Below are 23,681 nucleotides of genomic sequence, written 5' to 3'. Positions count from 1 at the left end.
GCATGAGACAAAGGAGGACTCCGATGCCCACACGCCAAACAGAAATTATTGCTTCCGAAGGGGGTGAGAAGCGACCAAAGAGAGCGATCACGCTCGGAGGAGGTGGGCCGGCAGCAGGATTGCATCTCGGGATTCTGAAGGCATTTGAGAAGTACGCTCCCGAGATTACTTTTGATGTGTGGTCGTTATCCTGCATTGGTGCCTGGGTCGGCATCGTTTACAACCAGTACGATGGGCCGAACAAGGCTGGCCAGGCATACGACTTCTTCAAAACCCACATATTTCGGGACGACGAGAGCTACAGTCGTTTTCCCATTAATTCTGTGTTTGGAACGAACTGGTTCGGCAACACAGAGGCGTTCTGGAAGTTCATCTCGGATCTTAACAACTATCAGGGTGTGTGGCTGCCGCATAGAATGACGCGGGCCTTTTTCGAAACCATATCGATGCTTTCTGACCCCAGAATCAAATGGGACATCGGAGACATCAATGGCTGGATTCTCAATCAGGTCTTGGCGCCTCACCCCTTTGTCCGCTATCTGACCTCTATGATGTTCCTGTCCGACGTTAATGGTCTCTCCAGAATCAATTATCCAAACAGCCGCTTTATGGAGAGCATACGTTTCGACAGGCTGTACGGGCAGGGTGTCCCGCACATATTTCACAATGCCTTCGATCTTCACAAGCAGGATCTCGCGCTTTTTGCCAATTGGAAAATGAAGAGCGAGCGGTATGAGGGAGACATTAACGGATCCACCCTGTGTGCCTGTTCAGCCCTTCCGTTCGTCGAGGAAACCGTCGACATAAGGGGGACCACGTATTGCGAAGGAGCTCTAGTCGACACGGTCAATTTCTTAGACCTCCTCGAAGAGCACCCTGATCTCGACGAGATATGGGTATGCAGGATTGTCGACAGGAAGCAAATTCATGAACCAAAGAACCTGCACGATGCGTTGGCAAATCTTTGCCAATTGTTCGCAGCCACCGTCGGGGAGGACGATGTGAAACTGTTCGAATATCATGTCGCGTGCGACACGCTGCCATCTGGGAAGGAGTGGAACGGTACCGTCGTCGAGATTCACGTGCCGCATCACATCGACTTCAAATGGAACCACAGCAATTTAGAAAGGGGCCGAGACCTCGGCAAGAGCGCCGCAATGAAAGCAATCGAAACGTACAAGAAAGAGGGTCAAACATTTGCGAGCGAAAACAGAGAGCCACGGTTCATAAATGGGAGCCCTCCCGCACGCGGAAGACAGAAACCCAAGATTGACGTGGCGGCCTGACAACGTCCAACCTGAGCGGATCAAGCAGGCCTCCGCGGGGCATTACGGCGTTGAATAAAGTCATCACCCGGTACGCGTTGCGTCGGAGCGCGAGGCGGAAGGTAACGGCATGGCAGCGCGTGGATCAGATGGACTGCTTCTTTGCGTGGGCCTCCTGCTTGCGATGCCGGCGTTGGCCGCTACGCCAGCCGACCGGGATGAGTGCGCCGTCAGCGCCGACAAGCCCGAGGTCGGGGGCGCGGCTTGCAGCCGCATCGTCGACGATGCAAACGAGTCGGCAGCTGAACGCGTCGAGCCCTTCAAAAACCGCGGCCGCGGCTCCTTCCACAGGAAGGATTACGACGGCGATCCGAAATATGGCTTGGGCCTACAACAACCGTGGTAATTTCCGATGTTCCAATCGTTCAGATCGCTTGCTTGCCTGCCAGGGCCGGCGGTGAGAGCGAACTAGCGTACCGGTCCGAACGCCCGCGATGTCGATAAAGTCATGGATTTGCGGCGCGAGCACAGGTCTATCCCTCTTGCTTGTCATGCTCGTGGGGGTACGAGCCGTGACCGCGGATAGTGAGATGGACGCGCATGTCCGAGAGATCGTGACGGAGAGCCTGGCTCCCGCGGCGACGGCCGAGCATCCGGGCGGTGTCGCCGCCGCGGTTTACGCCGGCGGCAGGATGCAGTTCCTTAACTTCGGGCTGGCCGAGCAGACCGAGAAGCTGCCCGTCACGTCGGACACGCTCTTTAACGTTGCTTCCGTACGGAAGGTGTTCGAAGCTACACTGGTCGCGATAGGTGTGATCCGCGGCGAATTGAGGTTGGATGAGCCCGTCAGCAAATATCTCACCGAATTGAACGGCCACTATATTCGTCGGGTGACCATTGGCGAGCTCGTTACCCACACCTCCGCTCTCTTGCTACCCACTGATCATCCGCCGTGGCCGAACGTCTCATATTCCTTGCCCGAATTCATTGACATGCTGAATGCCTGGACCCCGCCCGACGGCGAGGAACCTGGCAAGCAGCGCATCTATACGCATGCCGGTTACGTCCTGCTGCAGCTGGTGCTTGAGCGCCGTTACGGCCTCCCGATCGCACAGCTGATGAAAGACCGCATACTAACGCCCCTTGGCATGCACTCGACGCTGATCCCGGAACGTGGGCCTGACAACCGTGCGATTATGCCGGCGGACTTGTTGCAGAAAGCCGTTCAGGGCTACTCCGACCAAGGCAAGCCGATTGGTCCGATCGGAAATCAGCAGAGCTACTTCGATTTTCCGGGCACCGGACAAATGTTCTCCTCCGCGCAGGATCTCGCCAGGTTCATGGCCGCCTGCATTGACGGAAACGTGGCCGATCCACAGCTGCGCGAGGCTCTGCGAATGACCCAAAGGCAGATAGTTCGCATCGACGAAAAGTTCGGGCAGGCGATGGCTTGGGAAAACGTCGAAATTGACGGCGTGGAGATCGTCGACAAGCCGGGGGGCCTGAACAACGCGTCGGCCTATATGGGGCTTGTGCCTGCGCGAAAGATCGGAGTGCTTCTGTTGGCAAACCGCGGCGAGTTTCCGCATGAGATCGCCCGCTATCGCATCCTACCGGCGCTATCGCGACTGTAGGTCTGAACTCCCGGCCGATTGAGCGGCCCAAGCTTGCAAGAGGGGCGCGCTGATGCATACTTCCCCTCTCCATCACACCAGAGCGATTAAAATTGTTCGACTTCAGCGTTATTTGTGCGCGCCTCTGCTCACCCGCTTCACCTCCGTAATTGCTTCCATCCGGGCAGACGGGACATGGCAACAGATCAACGAGCGCTGGCATCGCATCATGTGAATGTCGGCTTCTGTCTCGGACATTTGACTTGACATCCGTGATGTCCGCCTCATGCTAAAGCCGACTTTGTCGCGACGCTGACTGACGCCGCCTCTTGTCCCTGAGCAGATCTGAAAGCAGTGCGAACGCCTCAGCGGCGTTTCGACTTGCCAGCGATCAATCGGCGCGTCCGCGGGTCGTTTGCGCTGTCGGCGCGATATTCTGGTTCAGCCGGAAGAAATTCGTCGGATCATATTTGTTCTTGAGCGCAAGCAGCCGCACATAGTTCTCGCCGTAGGCTGCCTCTATGCGCTCCATTCCTTCCTCGCCGAGATTGTTTGCGTAGACGCCGCCGGTCGAAAAAGGTCGCATGGCGTCCCACAACTCGCGCGCCCAGCGGATGCGCATCGCGTCCTCACCCGGATCGTCCCAGATGGCAATGGGGAAGCAATCGTACAGCGCATCACGGTTCGCATAAGGTGTGGCGTCGACCGGTATGCGCGCGATCGCTCCGCCGACATGCTGCAGCACAAGCAGCGATTCCGCGGGGGCGGTCGCGTATCCGTTCAAGAGTGTATCGATCGCCGCCTTGGACAGTTCGCGCAGGAACTGTGCCTTCCAATAATAACGACGGCCGCGCGGAAAGATGGCATCGCCGGCGGACTGGATCTCCACATAAGAACGCGGCGCAATTTGATCCTGGATTGGCGCTCCGTATCCGCGCAGCGGCTTGAGGATCCGCTCGCCTTCATCGATTGGACCGATATAGCAGGCCGAAATGCTGAAGACCCGCTCGCCCGATGGCGTCGTCGCTAGCGCCGCATCCAGGCTCAACTCGTCCGCGGCCGTGCTCGCAAAGGCCTGGTAGAAGCGCATCGCGTCGTGCGCCCGCTCGTAGGGGTACGCGATCGAGCCCGCCAACAATACGGGACCGACTGGAAACAGCCGGTACTCAAAGCTCGTGACGATTCCGAAATTACCGCCGCCGCCGCGGATCGCCCAGAATAGATCGGAATGTTCCGCAGCGCTCGTGTGCAACAGTCGACCGTCCGCCGTGACGACCTCCGCTGAGACCAGATTATCGCAGGAAAGACCATATTTGCGCCCGAGCTTGCCGAAGCCGCCGCCAAGCGTCAGCCCGGCAATGCCAGTGTCGGCATTGACTCCCATCGTTGTCGCAAGACCGTATGCCTGAGTTGCGGCATCAAACTCGCCGAGATTCAGCCCTGCCTGGGCTCGCGCGGTTCGTTTGTTCGGATCGACTTCGATTTGCTTCATGCGCGAGAGATCGATGACGAGGCCATCGTTGCACACCGAAGAGCCCCCGATGTTGTGGCCGCCGGCCCGCACGGCGACGAGCAGGGAGTGCGACCGCGCGAAATTGACCGCCGCAGCAACGTCGTCAGGGCCGGCGCAGTAGACGATTGCCGCTGGATGTCGGTCGACCATGCCGTTCCACACTTTTCGCGCCTGGTCGTAGGCCACATCGCCCGGCGCGACCACTTCGCCGCGGACCGTTCGCCTCAGGAGGGCGGCGTCACAAATTTGCGGGCCCAATACACCGTTGTCGCTCTCTGTAAACCTGGTTGCGTCCATGGCGGCCTCCCGTTCTGCTGCTGCGACGCAGCGCAACGGCAAGGAGCGTCCCACGTTGCTCAATCGCCCGCAAAATCGAATTATTGAGTCGCCAGATGAGCTGAATTCACCTACGCTTACGGAATGCGAAAGCTTCCGCCTTTGGGATCGCTGCGCGCCTTCGAGGCTGCCGCAAGGCACATGAGCTTCCGCGAGGCGGCCCAGGAACTCGGCGTCGCGCCGACCGCGATCAGCCACCAGATTCGGACACTTGAGGACATTTGTGGTCAGCCGCTCTTTCGTCGTCGCCCGCGTCCCCTTGAATTGACAAGCGCCGGGGAACGACTCTTTCCGGTAGTTAGAAACGGTTTCGACGCGTTTGCGAGCGCGATCGCCTCTGCGTCCCCGCGCGTCAGTCACAAGCGCTTGCGAGTGACAAGCCCCAATGCCTTTGCCAGCCGATGGTTGGTCCCGCGACTGCCGAAGTGGCGCGAGGCTTATCCGAAGATTCCATTGGAGATCATCGGGACGGACGCAGTCCTCGATTTGCGCGTCGGAGAAGCCGACATCGCAATTCGCTACGCGCGCCGCATGCCGCTCGATCTAAGCGGCAGGGAGATATTTCGCGACACGTTCTTTCCGGTATGCAGTCCCGAATTATTGGCGAGGCGAGGACAGCGAATCGATCGTGCCGCCGATCTCTTGCACTATCCATTGATTCACTTCGATTGGATGAACCGCGACCGTGACGCGCCGACCTGGTCGCGCTGGCTCGCGACCGCGCGATCGATCGACCCCGGCATTCCCGAGACCAACAAAGCGTGGGACTTGAGTTTCAGGGAAGAACTGCACGCAATTGATGCTGTGGTGGCAGGTCAAGGCATCGCCATGTTCAGCGATGTGGTCGTTGGCCGCGAGCTCAAGAGCGGAGTTCTCGTCAAGGCTCACGATCTGTCGCTGTCAGGCTATGGTTTTTACGTTGTTCACGTTCCCAATCATCCCGAGCATCCCAGCATCGAAGCCTTCTCTTCCTGGTTACGCCTCGTCTGACTTGCCCTTAGCAGCCGAGGGGTGGTTGTGGCGCTGATGCGAAGGATAGGCGGATTGTGAAATGATCCGCTTACCGGGAGGTGGTTCGAGAGTGATGGGCGACCGGCCAGAACGCTCCGTGGTCCAAAAGCCGGAAGTCCCTTCGCACCATCTTAAGATCGTTATGCGGTCGGTCCCGCATTCGTCGGAAATCACGACGAGGCGTTGGCCTGTGTACGGCGTGCCTTCGATCAGGATGGCCTGTGATTCGAAGTCCTGATCAGTAGCGCCTGACGCCGGCGGTGTGATTTCGGTGATGCGGCCGTACCGATCTATGCAGTCCCGACGCGTCGCCGAGTGTTGCCTGCGAGGCCATCCCGTAGGCGGAATATCCGCGGCCATTGTTCGAATAGATCGAGAAGTTCGGGTCCGCGGCCGCAGCCGCGGCGGGCTCCGAGGCCGCCTGCCATGCCGCGGCGGGCGTCGCAAGGAGTGCGGAAAGAACGAGCGTTGCGCCCAAGAATTTCAAGCTTATCATGCTATCCTCTTGTTACTGACACGCAACCCAACCCGTACTGTCCGTTGACATCGCTGATAGTTAGGCGTCGGCATTCCCTGACGCAGGGGTGGCGCAATCACGCTTCGGTGATGATGTCACAACCAGGATCACAACAGCGGCGTCGTTTTGCGCGAGCTTCAGGGCCCCAGGGAGACCGCACCGTCGACGAAGCGCAGCTCCGGCGTCGCCACCTTCCGCCCGGTCAGCGCCTGCCACTGCGATCCGCGCCATCGTGACGTGCCACCGTTCTGGGCGGCGCTCAGCGGGAATCCGGTCGCCAGCTCTCATTCCGGTTAATAGCTGTGATCCTCCAGCGGACGTGATGTCGGTGCGCCATCTCGCGAAACAGTGTATCATACCGCGACACGCCATAGGCGTTTCGGTCAAATGCCATCGTCGGCTGATCGTCGTTGAGGCGGCGTCGTCCGGGGTACCCACCCGGCGTTGGACGGTCGGTCAAACTACCGATTTGGGCGGGACGCCAGGCGCTTTTTTCCTTGAGCGCGGATTTCCGCCGTCCAATAATGGCTGCTCGCGAAGGATCTGAAAGGCAGAATTGCAATCGATGCTTGCTTAGCAAAGTTCGCATACATCCGCGTTGGGGGTGAGTATGCCGATGAAGGGAGAGTTTTCGGAAGCTTCTGAACTTCGTTGGCTCCAGTCCGTCAACGAATATTATGTTCAAACCGATTTCGACTACAGGAGAGTGTGGCACAGCGGCGATAGCCTCGCCTATCATTTTGGCTACTACGGTGACGGTGTCAACGAGCACGGGCATGCATTGACGAATGCCAACGAGGTGCTTGCGGAAATTGCTCGCGTAAAGCCCGGGGATCGGGTCCTGGACGCCGGCTGCGGCGTCGGTGGCAGCAGCTTTTGGCTGGCGGCAAGGCGCTCGGCTCAAGTCGTCGGGATTACGCCTGTGACACAACATGTCCATGCGGCCCGAAAGCGAGCTCACGATCTTTCGTTGAGTGATCGGGTGAGCTTCTACGTGGCTGACTACGCAAACACCCCTTTCCCAAAAGCTTCCTTTGACGTGATCTGGGCCCTCGAAAGCCTCTGCCATGCGGAAAGCAAGAGCGCGTTTTATCGCGAAGCCGCACGGCTTCTTCGCCCCGGCGGTCGAATCGTCATCGCGGAGTACATCCGCACCTCGCGCGATCTGGGGACGAGGACCGATGTGCAAATCCGCGAATGGCTGGATGGCTGGTGCATTCCGGACATCGATACGGCGGACGAGCACGTGGCGGCGGCTACCAGCGCCGGCTTTGGCGGGGTTCAGTTAGCTGACTATACGGGCACGACCAACCGCTCGTTGCGCCGATTGTACAAGCTCGCATGCATCGCCCGTCCGATCGACCAGATTCTATACGGCCTTGGGCTTCGCTCGAAGGCACAGCATGGAAATGTAATCGCCTCACTGAGGCAATATCAACTCCTCCAGAGAGGCGCTTGGTTCTACGGCATTCTCTCAGGTAGCCTATGAACGTACCGCCCCTGAAAAGCGCTGGGAGTCTGGTGCCCGTCGTGCCCGGATACTCCGTGTTCGGACGATGCTGGGAGGATGCGATCAGCATCACCTTTGCCGGACACGACAGTTCGAGCGGCCGAGCCGTTTACCTCAGAATGAACAAGCTCCGTCGCCCAGACGCCGGCCGTCGCAGTCCATTGCGAAGAGATTTCGAGATTTGCGCCAAGGCCCAATGTAATGCGATCCTGAAGCCACTGGATTTTGTGAAGCTGGACGAAGCGGAATATCTCGTATCACCGGATGATGGAACGCTGCCGCTTGCGGAAATATTGCTTCAGAAGCAACCGTCTTTTGCCGAATCGCTAGAACTTCTGATTCGGATCGCCGACGCACTCGCGGAAGCGCATCAGGAGTGCATCGTACACTGCAACCTCAGTCCCGGGACCATATGGACGGATAATGATTTGCGCCAGGTGAGGCTGACCGATTTTTCGCGCGCCACATTTGCGAGCGAGATTTCGCCGGAACATCACCCTCACATCGACTTTCATTATCTCGCTCCGGAACAAACCGGCCGGACGGCCCGTGCGGTTGACGCTCGATCCGATCTCTATTCGGTGGGCGCGGTCGGCTATCATCTGCTTTGCGGCCGGCCGCCCTTCGACGACATCGAGCCGCTCGCGCTGATACATGCGCATCTCGCTCGCGTCCCGACGTCCATTCACGTTGTCAATCCTGAGATACCGCAAGCCGTATCGTCAATCCTGGCTAAGCTGCTGTCGAAAGCTCCGGAAGAACGCTACCAGACGGCCATCGGGTTGAAATCCGATCTCCAGCAATGTTTGAAGCAGTGGCGCGCGCACGGCAGCATTGTGGACATCAAGATCGGGTTAACCGACGCGTCCGCGATATTTAAAATCTCGAATAAGCTGTATGGGCGCGATTCCGAGCGAGCGGTCTTGCAAGCCGCCTTCGATCGAGCGAGGGATGGGGGAGCCGAACTTGTGCTCATATCAGGCCCTCCCGGAATCGGGAAATCGTTTCTGGCGCAATCGCTGCAGTCGGCAGCAAGATCCTCAGGCGCTTTCGTAAGCGGCAAATCCGATCAGTACAAGCAGAACGAGCCCTATTCGGTCATTGCACAGGCGTTCGGAATCCTGATCGAGCAGTTACTCTGCAACAATCCGGAGCGGATCCGAATATGGCGGGAGCGCGTGATCGAGGTGGTTGGGCCGAACGCCAACCTGATCGTCGATGTTATTCCCGCTCTCGCCGATCTGATCGGCCGCGGAGAAGCGCTTCCGGAGCTTCCAACCACGGAGAAGCGACATCGCTTCAACTATGCATTTCGTCAATTCGTGAAAGTCTTCTCGAACCGAGATCATCCGTTATGTATTTTCCTTGATGACCTTCAGTGGGCGGACCCCGCGTCATTGGCGTTGATCCAATCCCTGTTGACCGACAGGGAAATTTCCCATCTCTTGGTAGTAGGAGCGCTCCGTCCGAGTGAGGACATTGGCGACGATGGCGTCGGCAGGCGTCTCGACGAGATCGCAAGATCTGGAGTGCGGATTACCCGCATCTCACTGTCGCAGTTGGACATCGTTCATATTTGCGAATTATTGCGCGATACGCTGGACTGTTCCGAACAGGAAGCGGCGTCTTTTGCCGCGCTCGTGAAGACGAAGACGGACGGAAATCCATTCTTCATAAGCCAATTCCTTTCGTTTCTGAACCATCAGAGGCTTGTCGTATTTGATTTCGCGCAAGGCCGCTGGGTCTGGGATCTTCGCAGAATCTCGGAAGAGGGCATCACGGACAACGTGCTGGTGCTGATGAAGCGCAAACTGGCCGACGTGCCGGATATGGTGCAGTCGGCGTTGGGCGTCGCATCCTGCGTCGGGAACCGGTTTGCGGCCTCTACTCTTTCCCTCGTAATGCGGGAGCCGACGCTGTCGATTGTGGAGGTCCTGCGTATTGCGGAGCGTGAAGGGCTCATCATCTCGATCGGCGAGAGCGAGGCAAAGGACGAGTTCGAGTTCAAGTTTCTCCACGACCGGGTGCAGCAGGCCGCCCACGCACTCATCCCGGAGGCGTCTCGGCCGGCCCTGCGACTGCAGATTGGGAGGCGCCTCCTAGCCGCGCTCCCTGCAGCGGAGCGCGATGCCGCAAGCTTCGTTATCCTGGACAACCTGAATTCGGCAATGCAGTTGATTACCGATCGTCCTGAGACGGAATCTCTTGCGCGGCTGAATGCCCATGCAGGACGCCGGGCTCGCGAAATTGCTGCATTCGATGCGGCCCTTGGTTATTTCAGAAATGGCATCAAGCTGATCCAGCCTGATGGCTGGAGGCGGCACCGCGAACTGACGCTTGATCTTCACCTCGGTTGCTTCGAATGCGCCTACGTGGTCGGCCAGGTTGAGGAAGCCAATGCTCTATTCGTCGCCATCCTCGACAATTCGGCGGCCCCAATCGACAAGGCGAAGGCCTACTACCTCAAAATTTTGCTGAACACCGGCATGGACAAGAGCGAGGAGGCTGTCGCCATCGGGCGTGAGGCGCTTCGATTGTTCAACGAATATCTTCCGGAAAATCCGACCCAGGTGCAGCTCTTCCGGGAGCTTGCGGCCGTCATCTTGCGTCTTCGAGGAAGGCGCGCAAGCGAACTCGTCGATCTGCCAAAAATGACTGACCCATCAACGGAGGTGGTCGTAACGCTGCTAATGAGCATCTGCCCCGCGGCGTACTTCAGGAATCCCGACCTGATGGTCTTTGCTGCACTCCGCATCATGAACCTTTCCCTGCGGCACGGAAACTCCCGCGCATCCTCGTTCGGATACGTGCTGTACGGTCTAGCCAGAGGCGCCTTGTTCGGCGACTACAAGGGAGGCCATGAATTCGGCCGCCTGGCGGTGCAATTGGCGACATCTGACGCCGACCCGAGTCAGCAATGCAAGATCATCACGATTTTTTCGGGATGGCTGAATTTCTGGCGTGAACCGGTCGATGACAGCGTCCGACTCCTGAGATCATCGTTAAAGCTGGCGTTGGAGGCCGGCGACATTCAATACGCGCATTATGCCGTGTTGCAGACGATCTTCCTGCGATTTGCGCGAGGCGCGAATCTCGATGAGCTGAGGAACGAGATCGATCAATACCAGCCTGTCATCGAACGGGCGGCGGACTGGTTTACGCAGACGACGTTCGGTTTCCGAAGACAGTTCATACTTGCGCTGCAGGACCGGAAGGGCGGCTTAACCGACTTGAGCGATATTGGCTTCGATCGAGATTCTACGGCGTCCGTTCTGCGCGCGGCCGGGAATCTCACGGCCCTTACCTACTATTTCGTCGCCAAGGCGCAGCTTGCCTATTTGTTCGGGTCGTTTTCCGAGGCGCGTCGATATTCGGACGCTGCCGACGCAGGGATCAAGACGATCGTAAACCAGATCATCGTTGTCGAGCACTATTTCTACCGAGGGCTGATCAGTGCGGCGCTGATGCGTCAAGATGGAACCGACCGCGCGGCGCTCTGGACCGCCCTCAGGCGATGCAGCGCCAAGCTGGCCCGGTATGCAAAGAACTGCCCGGAGAATTTCGCCAGCCATCACCACCTGCTGCAAGCGGAGACGGCATCCGTCGGCGGAAGGAATGAAAGAGCGGCTGTTCTTTTTGACGAAGCCGCTGCGCTTGCCCGGCAGCAGACATTTCACCAGATCGAGGCGCTCGCGAACGAGCTCGCGGGCGAGCGCTATCTTGCCTCTAATCGCGAGCGCGTCGCTAGCACATACCTGCTTGCCGCCCGGAAATGCTACGTGCAGTGGGGCGCGTTCGCGAAGGCCAATCAACTCTCGCAGAAATACGGTGTGGTATTTCAGGTGCCGAACCTCGATGTGCCGTCTGACGTTTCGGCGGGGCGTCGCTCGGAGACGCGAACGGACATCATCGATGTCGATACCGTGATGCGGGCCACAATGGCCCTGTCCGGCGACCTGGAGTCCGATCGCCTGCTTGGCAAGCTCATGCGGTTGATTCTCGAGTGCATGGGAGGGGAGCGAGCCTTCATGCTTTCGAAACGCGCCGGTGCTCTGCAAGTCGAGGCGATGGGTCTTACCGACGGCACACAAGTCCGCCTGGACCTGGGACCGGACGCGAGAAATGGTCTCCGATTCTCCGAAAGCGTGGTCAACTATGTCCTGCATACCGGACGGGAGATCGTGCTGGAAGACGCGAAGGCGGATGCGCGTTTTCAGACCTGTCCGTATGTCGCCGGGGGCAATCCCCGATCGATCGCGTGTGTTCCGATAACGAAGATGGGAGCTACAGACCGGGTGGCATATGTCGAAAGCAGCCGCTCTGGAGCGTTTTCCGACGAGAGAGTGCGAGGCTTGATCCTGCTATCGCAGCAGGTTTTCGCCGCGATCGAGAATATGCAGCTTCAGACGAGGCTGAACGAGAACAGCGAGACGCTGAAGTCGGCCCTGCAAAGCGTTGAACTGCTCAGCGGAATCCGGAGCCATCTGGCCAAATTCGTTCCGAGGTCGGTGCAACGGCTGATTGAGAACAACCCTCTGGATCCGGATCTGGCGACGCATGAGCAGGACATAACCGTCATGTTTCTCGATGTTGCCGGCTCTACAAGCATGAGCGAGCAACTCGGGTCGGAGGAATTGAAGCGCATCATCGAGACCTACTTTTCTGGCTTCGTGGACGATATTTTCCGCAACGGCGGTGAGATCAACGAAGTCGCCGGGGATGGGTTGATGATCGTGTTCCAGCACCCGGACCCGAACGAGCACGCCAGACTGGCCACACGTTCCGCAATTTCGATAAGAGAGAAGACCTCTGCGCTGAACGCCAACTCTGGAGGAGAATGGCCGCGTGTGGTCATCAATATCGGAATTCATTCCGGAACGGCGCTGGTGGGCGCCAACAAGATCGAGAGCGCAGCAGAGACGCTGTGGGTGTATACCGCGACCGGATACTCGGTAAATGTCGCCGCCCGAATTGGTTCGGCCGCTTCAAACGGCGCGATCCTGGTGAGCGAAGCGACGGCAAGCCGGCTCGGTTCGGAGTTCCATCTCGTTGCCAGAGGCGGTCAGGCCTTCAAGGGGGTTAGCGAACTGATCGGCGTCTATAGCGTCGAAGACAAAGCGGTGGGTTGAACGACGAATGTTGGCGGTGCCTGGTCGAAGGGAGGATCTCGATGACGAACAAGGTCGTGGTGCTCGGAGGCGGCGTGGCGGGGCTCAGCGCGGCGCACGAACTGGTCGAGCGAGGCTTCACCGTCGAGGTTTATGAAAAGGCGCTCACCTTGGGTGGCAAGGCCCAGAGCAACACCTACGCGGTCGGAGGACCGGGAAAGCCGCTGCCGGGTGAGCATGGCTTTCGTTTTTTTCCCGGCTTCTACCAGCATCTGCCCGATACGATGAGCAGGATACCGTTTTCTGCATCGAACGTCCTGAACAATCTGGTCACGGCAAAACAGACCGGGGTCGCTCAGGAGACAAAGCCGCTCTTTGTATTTCTCACCTATATTCCAAAAACGCTGCAGGACTGGTTGATGGTCCTTCAGGACTGGTTTGACAGGGCCGAACTTGGTCTGAAGTCAGGAGAGGCCGAATTCTTTGTAGCATGTCTGCTCGATTTCATGTCGACTTGCACCAAGAGGAGATTGGCCAAGCTGGAGTACAAGAAGTGGTGGGACTATGTCGATGCCCCGAGCCACTCAATTCAGTATCAGAAACTGTGCGCGGCCGGGCTGACCCGCTCGCTGGTGGCGATGAAGGCGGAAGAAGCCAGCACCCGGACCGTCGGTACGATCCTCGTGCAAATGATGATGGCCATGACGTCGCAAGCCGCGACAATGGACCGGGTTCTCAATGCCCCGACCAATGACGCCTGGATCAAGCCATGGACCGACTATCTCTCTGCACAGGGGGTGACATTCCATGTCGGCCATGACGTACAAAGCCTGCAGTTTGATGGTTCAAGGATCACGGGGGTCACGGTTCAGACTTCGAGCGGTAGTCAAACGGTGACCGGCGACTACTATTTGGCTGCGTTCCCGGTGGAGGTCGCTCAAAACCTGTTCACGCCGCTGCTGGGTTCTGCACCCTCGCTGCAACGGATAGTCAACCTGCGAACCGAGTGGATGAACGGGATCCAGTTCTACCTGCTGCGCGATGTGAAGTGCTGCGCAGGCCACGTCATCTGTGCGGATTCGTCCTGGGCGATCACCTGCATTTCGCAGCCGCAATTCTGGAGCGGAGTGGACATGACGAAATTCGCGGATGGATCGATCGCGGGCATCATGTCGATCGATATTTCGGATTGGGACACTCCGGGAACCAAGACGACGACAAAGACAGCTCGTCAATGCACTTCCGCGAGCGAGGTGGCGGCTGAAACCTGGGCCCAATTGTTCGATCATCTCAGCGCAACCAGTCAACCATTGATGCCAAGCGATCAGAAGTACTGGTTCCTCGATCCCTCCATAACGTTTCCCGTGACCACGAATTCCCAGCCGCTGCTCGTGAATACCGTTGGTTCATGGGTGGATCGCCCCGACGCCACAACCGAAATTCCAAATTTGTTTCTTGCCTCAGATTACGTGCGGACCAACACGGACCTCGCGACGATGGAAGGAGCAAATGAGGCGGCGCGGCGGGCGGTCAATGGTATCCTCCTGGCGTCGAACTCCGCCGCTGCGCCCTGCGGGGTATGGCCGTTTAACGAGCCAGCCATCTTCGACCCGCTAAAGCAGATTGATGAATGGCTCTTCGATCATCATCTGCCTAATCCGGGCTTCAAGATATTGCGCTTGATGGCAGGACTGTAAAGCCTGAGGCTCATTTGAATCGTTTCGCGATCAGATGATCCACCGATACGACGCCGGCGCCGCGGGTCATCAGGATCAGGAAGCAGGCTGCCCATGTACCGTGGGTTGGCCATGCATCCGGATAGACAAAGACCTCGATGATCAATGTCATGAAGAGAAGTGCCAGCGACGCGAAGCGAGTGGCAAATCCCACAACAAGCAGCACGGGGAAGAAATGTTCGGCCGTGGTCGCCAGATAGGCAGCGGTGGTCGGATCGACTAAGGGGAGGTGGTATTCATTGCGAAATAGTTCGATCGCGGAATCGGAGATGTGCCAGCCGTCCAGCTTGGTTTGGCCCGACTGCCAGAATACCGCCGCGATCGAGAGGCGGGTGATCAAGGCAAGCAACGCATAAGGAATGCGCGCCATCACGCCATGGCATCGTTCGACTAGACCCAGGATAGCATCAAGCAATCGACCAGGCTCCTTAGCTTTCGTTGTCGTTATCATCATTGTCGTTAGCACTCACTGCTGGGCGGAGTCGACGAACCGGCGACAGACCCGCCGCGAGATCGAATCGCCGTTTCCGGTGTCGCGGAAAATGGCCGGCTCTCCGAGGAGTCGGCGATACGGAGGCGACCTGTTTCACGTCCGAGAGTTCGAGCGATGCGTTCCGTCCGATACGTTTTCGCATCCGCACGCCCTGTTGGAATAGCTGAGCATTCGAGGCGCGCATGTCAGACGCGCCTCGACTGCGACAATCACGATTTGATCGCTGTCAAAGAACCGACGCCTTTCGGCGTCTGCATGGTTGTGCAGGTTCCTTTCGGCACGTACTTCCAGGCATTGCCCTGATAATCGGCCTTGGATGTGCCCGCGCACGTGGTGCCGGGGCCGGCCGCGCAATCGTTCTTGCCCGCGAGCGACACGCCATAGCATTTTTCCGAATTCGCCTGGGCTGTCTGAGCTGACGCCGATGTCGCTGCGAGCGCTAGCGCAGTTGCGAACGATCCGGCCAGCGCGGCGGCCGTGAGAGGGGTCTTCAGCATGTGTATTGTCCTTCCGGTAGGATGTTTGGTGTAACCAGCCAAGCGTTATCCGACGCAAACTGGATAGAACGCGCCGGGTGTTGTTCGCGATGCCGTTGGATCAGGTTACGTGTGGCTTGCGTCACCGCTGTCACATCGAGGTGATCGTGTGAGCCTTGCCGCCATGCCAACATCGCGCGGTTCGTTGCCGGACTTCTCCGCCCGGCAGCGCGAATGCTGCTGTGTGGTGTTGTTGGTCCGATCGGCTCTCATATGCTTGCAGGCCCGCCGGATCGCGGCGGTACGCAAGTTCCAGGAGAGCAGGAGTGTACCCGCCCATCCCGCAAGCGCTGTGAATACGAAAACAGTTCCCATTTGCCATACGAGCACCATGATACTTGCATCTTGCGGATGAAAGAGCCGCAATCCGAAGTTACCGAGCGCGGCCGCTGCTAGTCCGCCCAGCGTGGTTGTCAGATGTGGCGTCAGTGGAGCGCCGCGTTGGAGCATCAATGCCATTGTCACCGCTGGGACGATGTTGATCAGGACCATCGTCCGGAAGCAGTCCCAGTCGGAATCAACCGACAGACCGGCAGGACCAAGCTGTATCCAGGCGTTTATGCAGCCTGCGCCGAGGCTGCTGAGCCAGATGGCAAACGGAACGAGCGGCAAAGCGAAAACTCGGCGATCGAGTCCCGGGATGATGCTCGCAAATGCCGCTAGGCCGGCTGCGATACTCGTAAGCAAGGCAGCGAGCTGCTCGACAAGGTACTTTGAGTCGGTAAGCCTGGCCGCAAGGTCAGCGCGCGGAGACATCAGCATGATCGTGAGAGCGACGTATGGGACCGCCAACGCAAGCCAATTCGCAAGTCTCACCGATGGTCGACGCAGCCGCGCAACTGGATCCGCAGTGACGGTAAGACGTTGGATGAGTGTTTCTGTATCCATGAACTCATCGTTTCAGGGTTCGACGAAGCGTCGCCATCGCACGATGAACCGAGACCTTCAACGCGCCGATGCTCGCGCCACTTTCCTCCGAGGCTTCCTTCAGCGACATCTCACGCAACTTTAGCAACTGAATTGCTTTGCGCTGACCGCAAGGCAGCCGCTCGATTGCTTGCTTCAACCCTTCGCGATCACTGTAGATTTCAGCTTCCAGTTTCGGCGCGTCCTCGGCAAAGGTTAAGGACCATTCCTCATATTCGTCTTGGCGCGCGGAACTGCGATAGTACCGGCGGGCTGCATCGGCCAGTCGATGCTGAGCGATCGCCATCAACCAAGGCGTGAATGAACGCTCGGGATCATAAGTGCCCCGTACGGCGTGGAGCGACAGAAGAATTTCTTGCACGAGATCCTCTACGTCGGCGTATTGCAGGAATCTGCGTTGACATGAGATGACTCTTCGTAACCGAGGTGTGATTAGCGCCAGAAGTTCGGCATAGGCACGCGCGTCGCCGGCCTGCGCGGACCGCATGAGGGCCGTAAGACGCAGATCTTGCGCCGCCATCGTCTTTCGTGATGCGATCGGAGCATCGGCTGCGCTTGCTGGAATCGGGGCGTTGGAGCGAGGCTTCGGTTCGCGAGCCGGAGCGATAGCAGGACTGGAGGTAAGCATAGTGACATTCCCTGCAGGGACTCTGAGCGAGTATCCCTGCTGCGATGTCACTTAGCCCCGTGGGGCGGGGCGCTTAATGCCAGCGAGGCTCAAAACCATGCTCGTTCATCTCATCCGGCGATCCGATTGCCATCTCGCCGCTGGTTCGAGCCTTCATCAGACTAAAGCGTTTGTTCGTTGCGCTCTCGGCGTAACATTCTCGTTCGCGACCGCGAAGACATGCACTGGCGACGGAAGTTCGGCACGTGTGCGCCGGTCGGACAACGAGCCGACCGGGGTCCGGGCTTCCCGGAGCCTCATCACGATCGGATGATCCGTCGTGAGCGAGTTTCCGGCGCTGTCGGGAGTAGTTTCATGTCATCGCAGCTCGGGATCACGCCCCGGATTCCGCCCCGCACCGGGGTTGGCCTCAAGCCGGACCATTACAAAACGATCCTGGAAACCAGTCCTGACATTGGCTTCTTCGAGGTCCATGCCGAGAATTACATGGGGGCAGGCGGTCCCCCGCACAGGTATCTTGGCGAAATACGCGAGCGCTATCCCGTTTCTCTGCATGGCATCGGCCTCTCGATAGGCGGTGCTGGACCGCTTGATCGTCAGCATCTCGAAAGGCTCTCGCTTCTTGTCGAGCGATACAGGCCGAGCCTGTTCTCCGAACATCTCGCTTGGTCCAGGCACGAAACGTCGTTCCTCAATGACCTTCTACCGGTACCGTACACGGCGGAAAGTCTCGCCCTCGTGTGCGAGCATGTCGACCAGATACAGGAGACTCTCGCGCGGCAGATGCTGCTGGAGAATCCGTCGACCTATCTTGCCTTTGCCGAGAGCGCGTACTCGGAGATTGACTTTATAGCCGAGCTTGTTCGCCGGACGGGCTGTGGCTTGTTGCTCGACGTCAATAATGTCTACGTCTCATCGGTCAATCAGGAATGGAACCCGAAGGGCTACATCGACAACTTCCCGTTGGCGCACGTTCAAGAGATACATCTGGCCGGGCACACGCGACAGACCGATGACGACGGGCGTCCGCTGTTGATCGATACCCACGATCGTCCCGTGGACGAAGCTGTTTGGGAATTGTTTGCGCATGCGATCGGGCAGCTGGGCCCGACACCGACCTTGATCGAATGGGATGCAAACGTCCCCGAATGGGGAGATCTGGAAGTCGAGGTTAGACGAGCGGACGCCGTCATTTGCGCCCGCGATCGAAGGGATCTTTTCCGTGCGGTTGGCTGACCGACAGCGAGAGTTTGCGGCAGCGCTGACCGATCCGGCCTCGGATGTGCCAGTCGGTCTGCTTGGCCCCGATCGCATGCCGAGCCGGAAGCGATATGCGATCTATCGCAACAATGTCGTTCATGGTCTGATCGAGGCGCTCAGAGCGGCCTTTCCGGCAACGTGCCGCATCGTCGGGGAAGAGTTCTTCCGCGCCATGGCGCGGGACTATGTGCTCCGGGAGCCTCCTGCCTCGCCGTTGCTCTTCAACTATGGCGCCGGATTTCCCGACTTCATTGTTCGTTTCGAATCGGCTGCGGCCTTGCCGTACTTGGCTGATGTCGCTCGTATCGAACGTGCAGGCACGGAAGCCTATCACGCCGCCGAGCAACCCGCACTCGACGCGGACGCGTTCGCCGAAATTCCGAACCATAGAATCCCGGAGCTTTGTTTGATCTTGCATCCATCGCTCCGCGTCGTCCGCTCCCATTTGCCATCGCTCACGATATGGCGAATGAATGTCGGGGATGGCGTCCCTTCGCCGGTAGATCTCGATGCCGGCGGAGAGGACGTGTTGGTCGTGCGACCGAAGACGGATGTCGATGTACACCTGCTATCACCAGGCGGCGCGAGCTTCCTTAGCTCTCTTGCAAGCGGCGAGACGCTGATAAGCGCCACCAATTCCGCCATCAGTGAATCCAGTTCGTTCGAGCTAACTTCGACTTTAGCAGCACTCATCGCCGCGGGTGTCTTTGTCGGATTCCGGTTTGCCGAGCTAGGTGCGCGGTAGCGCAAATCCGATCGGCTTCCTTTTCGATCCGGTCCTTGCGGTCGAACGCTGACACGAACGGCGCAGCGCGTAAACCAGAACATCAATCCGCCGTGATGCGCGTAACCTGCAACGTGCCGAGAAGCGAATGAGTATTTGCTTTGGCTGGGCGCCATTGCCCACGCCCGTTGGGGGGTCGAAGCCGACAAAAGGAAAGTCTGGAATGTCAAAATCGTCTAAAACAATCTCTCGCCGTCTCGCATCCGTGGTCGTCGCAGTTTCCGTTATCACACTGTCGATGCTGAATGGCGGCAAAGTATATGCGTTCGATGAAATGTCCAACAGCGTGCACAACGTCGATGCCAAAGGCGTTGGGCTGCATGGCTACGATCCGGTAGCCTATTTCACCGTTGGCAAACCTACGGTGGGATCCGAAAAATTCGAAGCCACCTATGACAGCGTACGCTATCGATTTGCCAACAACGAGAACCGCGAAGCGTTTGTCAAGGATCCGGCAAAATATGTGCCGGCCTATGGAGGCTTCTGTGCAATGGGCACTGCGAACGGCAAGAAGTTTGACGGAGACCCGAACTATTGGAAAATTGTCGATGGCAAGCTCTACGTCAACGTGAACGCGGACGTGGACAAGGCGTGGAAAGGGGACGTTCCCGGCAACATCACGAAGGCGGATCAGAACTGGCCTGAAATCAAGAACAAGACGCCGAAGGACTTGATGTAAGCTAGCGCCGCGCCCTTGCCCAGGACAGGCGGGGGCGCGATGTCGTCTTCAAGAGCGAAAATCCCCGCCGGGTCGGCGCAACCGGATCTCATGACCCGTCAGGGGCAGATACTTCGACGCTTTCATCATTTTCCCGACAAATATGATAGTGCGTTGCGCTTTCGGTCCCGTTGTTCGATCGTTGCGCAACTAGAGCCCCCATATTGTCGTAACCACAGGGAGAAAAAGGGTCTTTTCCCTGTGTCGCCGCGATCGACGCGCCGGTCGTCGACCTCCTGAAATGCTGAGCAATCTCGTGGCCGCATTGTCCCGCCTGCTGTTCCAGCCGGATCAGTGCAGCGCCCACCTGTTTGTCAAGACATGGCGCCCGCGGGACGCCCAATTTGATCCACAGCGCGCCTTGATGAATCATTCTATGATGGTCCATAAGCGGCCTCCCGGCGGCCGGAGGTTCGGCGGCGTGACTTTTCAGAGAGACGGGCGTGGCAAGAATTCATCAGCAGATTGCGCAGGAACTGGGTGTTCGCGAGGAGCAGGTCGAGGCGGCGGTGACACTGCTCGACGGCGGTGCGACGGTGCCGTTCATCGCGCGCTACCGCAAGGAGCTGACCGGCGCGCTCGATGATGCACAACTGCGCACGCTGGAGGAGCGGCTGACCTATTTGCGCGAGCTCGAGGAGCGCCGCACCGCGGTGCTCAATTCGATTCGCGAGCAGGGCAAGCTCGACGCCGCGCTGGAAGCCTCGATCATGGCCGCCGACAGCAAGGGGCGGCTCGAGGACATCTATCTGCCTTTCAAGCCGAAGCGGCGCACCAAGGCGGAGATCGCCCGGGAGGCGGGGCTGGAGCCGCTCGCCGACATGCTGCTGCGCGATCCGCAGAGCGATCCGGGCATTGCAGCTGCGCCGTTCGTCGACGTCGAGAAGCAGGTCGCCGATGTCGCCGCTGCGCTCGAAGGCGCCCGCGCGATCCTGGTCGAACGCTTCGCCGAGGATGCCGATCTGATCGGCGCGCTGCGCGAGCTGATGTGGTCGAATGGCGTGATGGTCTCGACCGTCCGCAAGGGCAAGAAGACCGAGGGCGAGAAGTTCAAGGACTATTTCGATTTCAGCGAGCCGCTGCCGAAGCTTCCCTCGCACCGCATCCTGGCCCTGTTCCGCGGCGAGAAGGAGGAAATCCTCGACCTCGCGATCAAGCCGGAGGCACAAGACCCTGTTGCCGGCGTCCCCGGCGCGTATGAGCTGAGGATCATGAATCGCTTCGCCGTCTCCGACCAGGGACGCAAGGGCGACAAGTGGCTGATGGAGACGGTGCGCTGGGCCTGGCGCACCAAAATCCAGATCCATCTCAACATCGACCTGCGCATGCGGCTGTGGACCGCCGCGGAGACCGAGGCGGTGCGCGTGTTCGCCTCGAACCTGCGCGACCTCCTGCTCGCGGCGCCGGCCGGCGCGCGCGCCACGATGGGGCTCGATCCCGGTTATCGGACAGGCGTGAAGGTCGCCGTGGTCGATGCGACCGGCAAGGTGCTGGGGACGACGGCGGTCTTTCCGCATGAGCCGCAGCGGCGCTGGGACGAAGCGCTCGCCATGCTCGGCAAGCTCGCAATCGAACACCGCGTCGAGCTGATCGCGATCGGCAACGGAACCGCCTCGCGCGAAACCGACAAGCTCGCGGCCGAACTCGTGAAGCGGCTGCCGGAGCAGAAGATGACGAAGATCGTCGTCTCCGAGGCCGGCGCGTCGGTCTATTCGGCGTCGGCCTTTGCGTCGGATGAATTGCCCGATCTCGACGTCACCATGCGCGGCGCGGTGTCGATCGCGCGTCGCCTGCAGGACCCGCTGGCCGAGCTCGTGAAGATCGATCCGAAGGCGATCGGGGTTGGCCAGTATCAGCACGATCTCGGCGAGGCGAAGCTCGCGCGCTCGCTCGATGCCGTGGTCGAGGATTGCGTCAACGCGGTTGGCGTCGATGCCAACACCGCGTCGGTTCCGCTGCTCGCGCGGGTGTCCGGCATCGGGCAGGGGCTCGCGCAGAGCATCGTGCAGCATCGCGACGCCAACGGCCCGTTCAAGTCGCGCAAGGCGCTGAAGGATGTGCCTCGGCTCGGGCCGAAGGCGTTCGAGCAATGCGCCGGCTTCCTGCGTATCAGCAACGGTGAGGATCCCTTGGATATGTCCGGCGTGCATCCGGAAGCCTATCCCGTGGTGCGGCGCATCCTCGAAGCGACCAAGAGCGACATCAAGGCGCTGATCGGCAATGCCGAGGTGGTACGCGGGTTGAAGCCGCAGGTCTTCGTGGACGACACGTTCGGCCTGCCGACCGTTACCGACATCCTGCGCGAGCTGGAGAAGCCCGGCCGTGATCCGCGCCCGGCGTTCAAGGCCGCAGTGTTCAAGGAGGGCGTCGAGGAGGTCAAGGATCTCAGGAAGGGCATGATCCTCGAGGGCACCGTGACCAATGTTGCGGCGTTCGGCGCCTTTGTCGACATCGGTGTGCACCAGGACGGACTCGTGCACATTTCGGCGATGTCGAAGACGTTCATCAAGGACCCGCGCGAGGTGGTGAAGCCGGGTGACATCGTCAAGGTGAAGGTGCTCGATGTCGAGGTCGCGCGCAAGCGCATCGCGCTGACGCTGCGTCTCGACGATGAGACCGGGTCCAAGAAAGAGGTGTCGGGCTCGGCGCGCGACAGCTCGCGCAGCTCCAGCAGCATGCCGGCCGCGCGCAAGCCGGCCGAGCCGTCTGGCGGCGGTGCACTCGCCGAAGCGCTGCGTCGCGCGGCCGAGAAGAGCGGGCGCGGCAAGCAGACCTGAGGCGCATATTCGTAAACGCTTGAGCATGATGCGGAAAAGTGTGAAGCGCTTTTGCCTCGCGACAAGCGCGGAGATCGTGCTCAAACAGGGGCCTAAAGCGCGACGTCGCTTCAGCCTGACTAACTAAATTCGGTGTCAGAATCTGGCGCATTTGTCAGTTGAACTCGGCTGCCGGTTTGCGTTTCCTGATCCTCAACTTCCTGCGGCGATGCGGCGCTCGCCGCGGTTAACGGAGGAGGATGTTCGATGAAACACAGACTATTTACGGGCCTCGTGGCGGCGACACTCGCCGCAACGGTTGCGCTTGCCCCGCCGGTCCTTGCCAGAGGTCCGGGTGGCGGAGGCGGCTTCGGTGGTGGTGGCGGAGGCGGCTTCGGTGGCGGCGGCGGCGGGCATGGCGGCGGCTTCGGCGGAGGTGGCGGCGGGCATGGAGGCGGCTTCGGCGGAGGCGGACATGTCGGCGGCTTCAGTGGCGGCGGGCCCGGCTTCGCCGGCGGCGGGATGCGTGGCGGCGGTTTCGCAGGCGGGATGCGTGGCGGTGGTTTCGCGGGCGGTATGCGCGGCGGCGCGATGGCCTTTGCTCCCGCGGGCGGCGGTGCGCGTTTCGGCAGCGCACACTTCGGAGGCCCGCGCTTCGTGGGCGCACCGAGCCGCGCGGTATTCTCACCGCGGTTCGCCGGCGCCGGATTCCGTGGCGCACGCGTCTTCCACGGCGCGCGCTTCGCCCATAACCGGCCCTTCTTCCACCACCGCTTCCGTCGCTTCGCGTTCTTCGGCGACCCGTTCCTGTACTCCGGCTATTACGGCTACTACGACGACGGCTGCTGGCGCAGGGCATGGACGTCCTACGGATTGCAGTGGATCAACGTGTGCGGGGACTACTGGTAGTCGTGCCGTCAACCCGCACCGTTGTCGCGGTCGCCACCGGGCATTTCCGTCTTGCCCCGGA

General features: G+C 59.5%; 19 protein-coding genes. 12 read left to right on the top strand and 7 right to left on the bottom strand.

Annotation, left to right across the window (positions count from 1 at the left end; translation table 11 throughout):
- Positions 1-23 precede the first annotated feature (23 nt).
- The 3 genes from JQ553_RS10195 (at position 24) to JQ553_RS10185 (ending at position 2,899) form a co-directional block, all read left to right on the top strand.
- Positions 24-1,286: a patatin-like phospholipase family protein gene (locus JQ553_RS10195; protein WP_212499812.1), complete on the top strand. Its 1,263-nt coding sequence runs from the start codon at positions 24-26 to the stop codon at positions 1,284-1,286.
- Between the two features lie 172 nt (positions 1,287-1,458).
- A complete protein-coding gene (locus JQ553_RS10190) occupies positions 1,459-1,671 on the top strand; it encodes a hypothetical protein (protein ID WP_212499811.1) in 213 nt (70 codons plus the stop codon).
- Between the two features lie 184 nt (positions 1,672-1,855).
- Positions 1,856-2,899, top strand: coding sequence for a serine hydrolase (locus tag JQ553_RS10185; protein ID WP_212499810.1), 1,044 nt, complete (start codon positions 1,856-1,858; stop codon positions 2,897-2,899).
- Between the two features lie 370 nt (positions 2,900-3,269).
- Here the strand turns inward: JQ553_RS10185 and JQ553_RS10180 are convergent, their stop codons facing one another.
- Positions 3,270-4,688 carry an FAD-binding oxidoreductase gene (locus JQ553_RS10180; RefSeq protein ID WP_212499809.1) on the bottom strand — a complete coding sequence of 473 codons (1,419 nt, stop codon included), beginning with the start codon at positions 4,686-4,688 and terminating at the stop codon, positions 3,270-3,272.
- Positions 4,689-4,811: 123 nt separating this feature from the next.
- On the opposite strand from JQ553_RS10180, the gene JQ553_RS10175 reads away from it, so the two are divergent.
- Entirely contained in the window at positions 4,812-5,717 is a 906-nt protein-coding gene (locus JQ553_RS10175; RefSeq protein WP_212499808.1) for a LysR substrate-binding domain-containing protein, read from the top strand.
- Between the two features lie 259 nt (positions 5,718-5,976).
- Here the strand turns inward: JQ553_RS10175 and JQ553_RS10170 are convergent, their stop codons facing one another.
- Entirely contained in the window at positions 5,977-6,234 is a 258-nt protein-coding gene (locus tag JQ553_RS10170) for a hypothetical protein (RefSeq protein WP_212499807.1), read from the bottom strand.
- 631 nt (positions 6,235-6,865) lie between these two features.
- Here JQ553_RS10170 and JQ553_RS10165 point away from each other — a divergent pair.
- Genes JQ553_RS10165 through JQ553_RS10155 form a run of 3 tightly spaced genes read left to right on the top strand, consistent with a single transcriptional unit; the run spans position 6,866 to position 14,570 of the window.
- Positions 6,866-7,744, top strand: coding sequence for a cyclopropane-fatty-acyl-phospholipid synthase family protein (locus JQ553_RS10165; protein WP_212499806.1), 879 nt, complete (start codon positions 6,866-6,868; stop codon positions 7,742-7,744).
- 32 nt (positions 7,745-7,776) lie between these two features.
- Positions 7,777-12,894, top strand: coding sequence for an AAA family ATPase (locus JQ553_RS10160; protein ID WP_212499805.1), 5,118 nt, complete (start codon positions 7,777-7,779; stop codon positions 12,892-12,894).
- A 41-nt stretch (positions 12,895-12,935) separates the two neighbouring features.
- A complete protein-coding gene (locus JQ553_RS10155) occupies positions 12,936-14,570 on the top strand; it encodes an FAD-dependent oxidoreductase (RefSeq protein ID WP_212499804.1) in 1,635 nt (544 codons plus the stop codon).
- 10 nt (positions 14,571-14,580) lie between these two features.
- Here JQ553_RS10155 and JQ553_RS10150 read toward each other — a convergent pair whose 3' ends face one another.
- The 4 genes from JQ553_RS10150 to JQ553_RS10135 all read right to left on the bottom strand — a co-directional run bounded on the left by JQ553_RS10150 (position 14,581) and on the right by JQ553_RS10135 (position 17,085).
- Entirely contained in the window at positions 14,581-14,979 is a 399-nt protein-coding gene (locus tag JQ553_RS10150) for a DoxX family protein (RefSeq protein WP_249144203.1), read from the bottom strand.
- A 332-nt stretch (positions 14,980-15,311) separates the two neighbouring features.
- The gene (locus tag JQ553_RS10145) at positions 15,312-15,599 is read right to left on the bottom strand and encodes a DUF2282 domain-containing protein (RefSeq protein ID WP_212499802.1); all 288 of its coding nucleotides are present in this window, start codon (positions 15,597-15,599) and stop codon (positions 15,312-15,314) included.
- A gap of 105 nt (positions 15,600-15,704) precedes the next feature.
- Positions 15,705-16,526, bottom strand: a complete 822-nt coding sequence (locus JQ553_RS10140; protein ID WP_212499801.1) for an NrsF family protein — start codon at positions 16,524-16,526, stop codon at positions 15,705-15,707.
- Positions 16,527-16,530: 4 nt separating this feature from the next.
- On the bottom strand, positions 16,531-17,085 hold the full coding sequence (locus tag JQ553_RS10135; RefSeq protein ID WP_249144143.1) for a sigma-70 family RNA polymerase sigma factor: 555 nt from the start codon (positions 17,083-17,085) through the stop codon (positions 16,531-16,533).
- A 462-nt stretch (positions 17,086-17,547) separates the two neighbouring features.
- Here JQ553_RS10135 and JQ553_RS10130 point away from each other — a divergent pair, with 462 nt between their 5' ends.
- The 3 genes from JQ553_RS10130 to JQ553_RS10120 all read left to right on the top strand — a co-directional run bounded on the left by JQ553_RS10130 (position 17,548) and on the right by JQ553_RS10120 (position 19,916).
- A complete protein-coding gene (locus tag JQ553_RS10130) occupies positions 17,548-18,429 on the top strand; it encodes a DUF692 family multinuclear iron-containing protein (protein WP_212499800.1) in 882 nt (293 codons plus the stop codon).
- On the top strand, positions 18,416-19,198 hold the full coding sequence (locus tag JQ553_RS10125; RefSeq protein ID WP_312015118.1) for a DNA-binding domain-containing protein: 783 nt from the start codon (positions 18,416-18,418) through the stop codon (positions 19,196-19,198). The genes JQ553_RS10130 and JQ553_RS10125 overlap by 14 nt, the downstream gene beginning before the upstream one ends.
- 202 nt (positions 19,199-19,400) lie before the next feature.
- Positions 19,401-19,916, top strand: a complete 516-nt coding sequence (locus JQ553_RS10120; RefSeq protein ID WP_212499798.1) for a YHS domain-containing (seleno)protein — start codon at positions 19,401-19,403, stop codon at positions 19,914-19,916.
- A gap of 88 nt (positions 19,917-20,004) precedes the next feature.
- On the opposite strand, the gene JQ553_RS10115 is transcribed toward JQ553_RS10120, so the two are convergent.
- Positions 20,005-20,343 carry a hypothetical protein gene (locus JQ553_RS10115; protein WP_212499797.1) on the bottom strand — a complete coding sequence of 113 codons (339 nt, stop codon included), beginning with the start codon at positions 20,341-20,343 and terminating at the stop codon, positions 20,005-20,007.
- Between the two features lie 55 nt (positions 20,344-20,398).
- Here JQ553_RS10115 and JQ553_RS10110 point away from each other — a divergent pair, with 55 nt between their 5' ends.
- Together JQ553_RS10110 and JQ553_RS10105 are read left to right on the top strand one after the other, a co-directional pair.
- Positions 20,399-22,732: a Tex family protein gene (locus tag JQ553_RS10110; protein ID WP_212499796.1), complete on the top strand. Its 2,334-nt coding sequence runs from the start codon at positions 20,399-20,401 to the stop codon at positions 22,730-22,732.
- 246 nt (positions 22,733-22,978) lie between these two features.
- Entirely contained in the window at positions 22,979-23,620 is a 642-nt protein-coding gene (locus JQ553_RS10105) for a hypothetical protein (RefSeq protein ID WP_212499795.1), read from the top strand.
- Positions 23,621-23,681: the final 61 nt, after the last annotated feature.

The organism is Bradyrhizobium lablabi, from assembly GCF_018131005.1.
GTDB lineage: Bacteria > Pseudomonadota > Alphaproteobacteria > Rhizobiales > Xanthobacteraceae > Bradyrhizobium > Bradyrhizobium lablabi_D.
The sequence above is the reverse complement of the archived record's forward strand: the minus strand, read 5'-3'. Positions and strand labels throughout refer to the sequence as shown.